At 30.0% G+C, this 741-nt stretch carries 1 protein-coding gene; it reads right to left on the minus strand.

Annotated features, from left to right (window positions below; translation table 11 throughout):
• Positions 1-335 precede the first annotated feature (335 nt).
• Positions 336-656 (minus strand): hypothetical protein, encoded by a 321-nt coding sequence (locus tag PV763_RS17725; protein ID WP_420938302.1) that lies wholly within the window; start codon positions 654-656, stop codon positions 336-338.
• Between the last annotated feature and the right edge of the window lie 85 nt (positions 657-741).

Consider the following 741-nt stretch of genomic DNA (forward strand, 5'->3'; position numbering starts at 1 on the left):
AAACTGGCAAAATGTAAAATCAACAACTTACATCAAATCTAATTGAATAAATCCACATTACAGTTCTAAACTCAATGGATTTTTCAGTTTAGAAAAATAGAGGTTTTTTACAATATAGTTGTAAACCTAGCCTTTCCAAATTGGTAAAACTTCTTCAAAGGAAACTAGATAGATGGTTTGGAAGATGAACTCGTTTCATTATGGTTGGTATTTTCACCGTTACCCAATCTTTTTGTTTCTGTAACTGCTTGAGATTTTATAAAAATTACAATACCTAAAACAATAATACCAACCACAAGAACTATTAATAGAATTTTATTCTTTTTCATAAGATTTTATAAAAACTGCCCAAATTTAAAATTGCAATCTTTTGCAGATGTGTATTGAGAAACAGCTCGCCCATTATCTAGGGTTTCATAGTGTGTACCGGATACATTCCAAAATCTTTTATCACTTTTAGGATCAACAAACCCTGCTCTAATACGATACCCACTTGGGTTACTTGAATTATCTGTTCGTTGGTTGCCATTAGTAGCTTTTTGATCTGTTTTTGCATATAGATTTTTATGTACACCTGTTAAAGCATCATAAGAAATAGATTCGTTATACCAACCATATCCAAAACTTGGAATATATGCTTCTGTAAAATTTGACATTTTTTTTAATCTCTCTTTTTTTACAACTATATTGTTAAAGTTTAGGACTTTAATGTCCAGTTTACGTTTGTGTTGTCAAATCACA

Origin of the sequence: Acinetobacter sp. AS5 (assembly GCF_048957595.1) — a bacterium.
Taxonomy (GTDB): Bacteria; Pseudomonadota; Gammaproteobacteria; order Pseudomonadales; family Moraxellaceae; genus Acinetobacter.